Source organism: Gilliamella sp. Choc4-2, from assembly GCF_001690355.1.
GTDB classification, from domain to species: Bacteria; Pseudomonadota; Gammaproteobacteria; order Enterobacterales; family Orbaceae; genus Gilliamella; species Gilliamella apicola_A.
The window spans coordinates 1-5,155 of the sequence record NZ_LZHG01000049.1 but is presented as its reverse complement, the minus strand read 5'-3'; the positions used below and the strand labels follow the sequence as shown (position 1 = coordinate 5,155).

Genomic DNA, 5,155 nt, shown 5'->3' with positions numbered 1-5,155 from the left:
AAAGTCTACGGACTAAAAAGATTAAGAAGTCTTGATAAGTGACACTGAAGATTCATTTGAATATGTCAGAGACAGTTATTGAGCATCAAACTTTAAATTGAAGAGTTTGATCATGGCTCAGATTGAACGCTGGCGGCAGGCTTAACACATGCAAGTCGAACGGTAACATGAGTGCTTGCACTTGATGACGAGTGGCGGACGGGTGAGTAATGTATGGGGATCTGCCAGATGGAGGGGGACAACAGTTGGAAACGACTGCTAATACCGCATAAAGTTGAGAGACCAAAGTACGGTTCCGCGAGGACGTGCGCCATTTGATGAACCCATATGGGATTAGCTAGTTGGTGGGGTAAAGGCTTACCAAGGCGACGATCTCTAGCTGGTCTGAGAGGATGACCAGCCACACTGGAACTGAGACACGGTCCAGACTCCTACGGGAGGCAGCAGTGGGGAATATTGCACAATGGGGGGAACCCTGATGCAGCCATGCCGCGTGTATGAAGAAGGCCTTCGGGTTGTAAAGTACTTTCGGTAGTGAGGAAGTTTTGGGTATGAAAAGTGCCTAGAATTGACGTTAGTTACAGAAGAAGCACCGGCTAACTCCGTGCCAGCAGCCGCGGTAATACGGAGGGTGCGAGCGTTAATCGGAATGACTGGGCGTAAAGGGCATGTAGGCGGATAATTAAGTTAGGTGTGAAATCCCTGGGCTCAACCTAGGAATTGCATTTAAAACTGGTTATCTGGAGTATTGTAGAGGAAGGTAGAATTCCACGTGTAGCGGTGAAATGCGTAGAGATGTGGAGGAATACCGGTGGCGAAGGCGGCCTTCTGGACAGATACTGACGCTGAGATGCGAAAGCGTGGGGAGCAAACAGGATTAGATACCCTGGTAGTCCACGCTGTAAACGATGTCGATTTGGAGTTTGTTGCCTAGAGTGATGGGCTCCGAAGCTAACGCGATAAATCGACCGCCTGGGGAGTACGGCCGCAAGGTTAAAACTCAAATGAATTGACGGGGGCCCGCACAAGCGGTGGAGCATGTGGTTTAATTCGATGCAACGCGAAGAACCTTACCTGGTCTTGACATCCACAGAATCTTGTAGAGATATGAGAGTGCCTTCGGGAACTGTGAGACAGGTGCTGCATGGCTGTCGTCAGCTCGTGTTGTGAAATGTTGGGTTAAGTCCCGCAACGAGCGCAACCCTTATCCTTTGTTGCCATCGATTAGGTCGGGAACTCAAAGGAGACTGCCGTTGATAAAGCGGAGGAAGGTGGGGACGACGTCAAGTCATCATGGCCCTTACGACCAGGGCTACACACGTGCTACAATGGCGTATACAAAGGGAGGCGACCTCGCGAGAGCAAGCGGACCTCATAAAGTACGTCTAAGTCCGGATTGGAGTCTGCAACTCGACTCCATGAAGTCGGAATCGCTAGTAATCGTGAATCAGAATGTCACGGTGAATACGTTCCCGGGCCTTGTACACACCGCCCGTCACACCATGGGAGTGGGTTGCACCAGAAGTAGATAGCTTAACCTTAGGGAGGGCGTTTACCACGGTGTGATTCATGACTGGGGTGAAGTCGTAACAAGGTAACCGTAGGGGAACCTGCGGTTGGATCACCTCCTTACGAAGAGCTCGTAAGTGTTCACACAGATTGTTTGTTTAGAAAGAGAAATAATTAAGTCCCCTTCGTCTAGAGGCCTAGGACATCGCCCTTTCACGGCGGTAACAGGGGTTCGAATCCCCTAGGGGACGCCATAAAATGTGATGAAATTATTTTTCTAAAAATTATTTTTGTGTTTACTTAATTTAGTTATTAAGTGAATAGAAAGATAAAGCTCTTTAACAATAAGGAACAAGCTGAAAGAAACGAGTTCTCGTTTTGCTGGAGGAATCGAAATGTAAATATAGGTGACTGAAAGCGAAAAGAGAAGAAAGCGTAATTAACCAAGACAACTGTGAGTTGTAAGGTTAAGAAATTAAGCGTACACGGTGGATGCCTAGGCAATCAGAGGCGAAGAAGGACGTGTTAATCTGCGAAAAGCGACGGTGAGCTGATAAAAAGCGTTATAGCCGTTGATGTCCGAATGGGGAAACCCAATGTAGGTAACTACATTATTGTCTGATGAATCCATAGTCAGATGAGGCGAACCGGGAGAACTGAAACATCTAAGTACCCCGAGGAAAAGAAATCAACCGAGATTCCCTGAGTAGCGGCGAGCGAAAGGGGAGGAGCCCAAGCGGGTAGCATAGTATATTAGTGGAAGCGTTCAGGAAAGTCGCACTATAGAGGGTGAAAGTCCCGTACACGAAAGTATATTATGTGGAAGCTTATAGAGTAGGGCGGGACACGTGATATCCTGTCTGAAGAAGGGGGGACCATCCTCCAAGGCTAAATACTCCTGATTGACCGATAGTGAACCAGTACCGTGAGGGAAAGGCGAAAAGAACCCCGGGAGGGGAGTGAAATAGACCCTGAAACCGTGTACGTACAATCAGTGGGAGCATATATCATTAGATATGTGTGACTGCGTACCTTTTGTATAATGGGTCAGCGACTTATATTCTGTAGCAAGGTTAACCGAATAGGGGAGCCGAAGGGAAACCGAGTATTAACTGTGCGTTAAGTTGCAGGGTATAGACCCGAAACCCGGTGATCTAGCCATGGGCAGGTTGAAGGTTGGTTAACACTAACTGGAGGACCGAACCGACTAATGTTGAAAAATTAGCGGATGACCTGTGGCTGGGGGTGAAAGGCCAATCAAACCGGGAGATAGCTGGTTCTCCCCGAAAGCTATTTAGGTAGCGCCTCATGAGTAACTGTTGGGGGTAGAGCACTGTTTCGGCTAGGGGGCCATCCCGGCTTACCAACCCGATGCAAACTCCGAATACTGACAAGTTTAATCATGGGAGACACACGGCGGGTGCTAACGTTCGTCGTGAAGAGGGAAACAACCCAGACCGCCAGCTAAGGTCCCAAAGTCATAGTTAAGTGGGAAACGAAGTGGGAAGGCTTAGACAGCTAGGATGTTGGCTTAGAAGCAGCCATCATTTAAAGAAAGCGTAATAGCTCACTAGTCGAGTCGGCCTGCGCGGAAGATGTAACGGGGCTAAAACTATGCACCGAAGCTGCGGCAGTGCACGTAAGTGCATTGGGTAGGGGAGCGTTCTGTAAGCCGTAGAAGGTATGTTGTGAGGCATGCTGGAGGTATCAGAAGTGCGAATGCTGACATAAGTAACGATAAAGCGGGTGAAAAGCCCGCTCGCCGGAAGACCAAGGGTTCCTGTCCAACGTTAATCGGGGCAGGGTGAGTCGACCCCTAAGGAGAGGCCGAAGGGCGTATCTGATGGGAAACGGGTTAATATTCCCGTACTGGCTATAACTGCGATGGGGGGACGAAGAAGGCTAGGTTATCCACCTGTTGGATGGTGGTTTAAGCGTGTAGGGGTGTGATTAGGCAAATCCGGTCACTGAGACCCTGAGGCGTGATGACGAGCTACTAAGGTAGTGAAGTAATTGATGCCAAGCTTCCAGGAAAATCCTCTAAGCTTCAGGTTATAGGTAATCGTACCCGAAACCGACACAGGTGGTCAGGTAGAGAATACTCAGGCGCTTGAGAGAACTCGGGTGAAGGAACTAGGCAAAATGGTGCCGTAACTTCGGGAGAAGGCACGCTGATGGTAATTGAACTCCCACGCGGATGTAGGTGAAATCAGTCGAAGATACCAGCTGGCTGCAACTGTTTAATAAAAACACAGCACTGTGCAAACACGAAAGTGGACGTATACGGTGTGACGCCTGCCCGGTGCTGGAAGGTTAATTGATGGGGTTATGCGAATGCAGAAGCTCCTGATCGAAGCCCCAGTAAACGGCGGCCGTAACTATAACGGTCCTAAGGTAGCGAAATTCCTTGTCGGGTAAGTTCCGACCTGCACGAATGGCGTAATGATGGCCAGGCTGTCTCCACCCGAGACTCAGTGAAATTGAATTTGCCGTGAAGATGCGGTGTACCCGTGGCAAGACGGAAAGACCCCGTGAACCTTTACTATAGCTTGACAGTGAACATTGAGCCTTAATGTGTAGGATAGGTGGGAGGCAAAGAAGCATGCACGCCAGTGTGTGTGGAGTCGACCTTGAAATACCACCCTTTAATGTTTGATGTTCTAACCTATACTTCTGAATCGAGGTAAGGGACACTGTCTGGTGGGTAGTTTGACTGGGGCGGTCTCCTCCCAAAGAGTAACGGAGGAGCACGAAGGTTAGCTAATCCTGGTCGGACATCAGGAGGTTAGTGCAATGGCAAAAGCTAGCTTGACTGCGAGAGTGACGGCTCGAGCAGGTACGAAAGTAGGTCATAGTGATCCGGTGGTTCTGAATGGAAGGGCCATCGCTCAACGGATAAAAGGTACTCCGGGGATAACAGGCTGATACCGCCCAAGAGTTCATATCGACGGCGGTGTTTGGCACCTCGATGTCGGCTCATCACATCCTGGGGCTGAAGTAGGTCCCAAGGGTACGGCTGTTCGCCGTTTAAAGTGGTACGCGAGCTGGGTTTAGAACGTCGTGAGACAGTTCGGTCCCTATCTGCCATGGGCGTAGGAAAATTGAGAGGGTTTGCTTCTAGTACGAGAGGACCGAAGTGAACGCACCGCTGGTGTTCGGGTTGTGATGCCAATTGCATTGCCCGGTAGCTACGTGCGGAATAGATAAGTGCTGAAAGCATCTAAGCACGAAACTAGCCTTAAGATGAGTTTTCCCTGAAGAGATTCAGTAAGGTTCGTTTGAGACTAAGACGTAGATAGGTCAGGTGTGTAAGTGTAGTGATACATTGAGCTAACTGATACTAATGAACCGAGAGTCTTAACCTTACAACTCGGAGTTGTTTTGTGATTACGTGAAGAGAAGCGTTTGATGACTAAGTCATCGAAATTGGATTAAATGTTGATTGAGTGGTTTGTTCCGAATTGAGAGATTGGTGTTATTATGAGATAATGAGCACTGATTGTAGAAGAGAAAAGAATATGTCTGGCGGTAATAGCGCGGTGGTCCCACCTGACCCCATGCCGAACTCAGAAGTGAAACGCCGTAGTGCCGATGGTAGTGTGGGTATTACCCATGTGAGAGTAGGGTGCCGCCAGACTTTTTAAAT

The 5,155-nt window shown here is 49.0% G+C and carries 1 tRNA gene and 3 rRNA genes; all 4 read left to right on the top strand.

Annotated features, from left to right (window positions below):
• Positions 1-94: 94 nt before the first annotated feature.
• The 4 genes from A9G34_RS06950 (at position 95) to rrf (ending at position 5,146) form a co-directional block, all read left to right on the top strand.
• Positions 95-1,632: ribosomal RNA gene (locus A9G34_RS06950) — 16S ribosomal RNA — on the top strand.
• 55 nt (positions 1,633-1,687) lie between these two features.
• Positions 1,688-1,763, top strand: a tRNA-Glu gene (locus A9G34_RS06945).
• A 211-nt stretch (positions 1,764-1,974) separates the two neighbouring features.
• A 23S ribosomal RNA gene (locus tag A9G34_RS06940) occupies positions 1,975-4,874 on the top strand.
• A gap of 156 nt (positions 4,875-5,030) precedes the next feature.
• A 5S ribosomal RNA gene (gene rrf, locus A9G34_RS06935) occupies positions 5,031-5,146 on the top strand.
• The 16S, 23S and 5S rRNA genes sit together here with 1 tRNA gene alongside, the layout of an rRNA operon.
• Positions 5,147-5,155 lie beyond the last annotated feature (9 nt).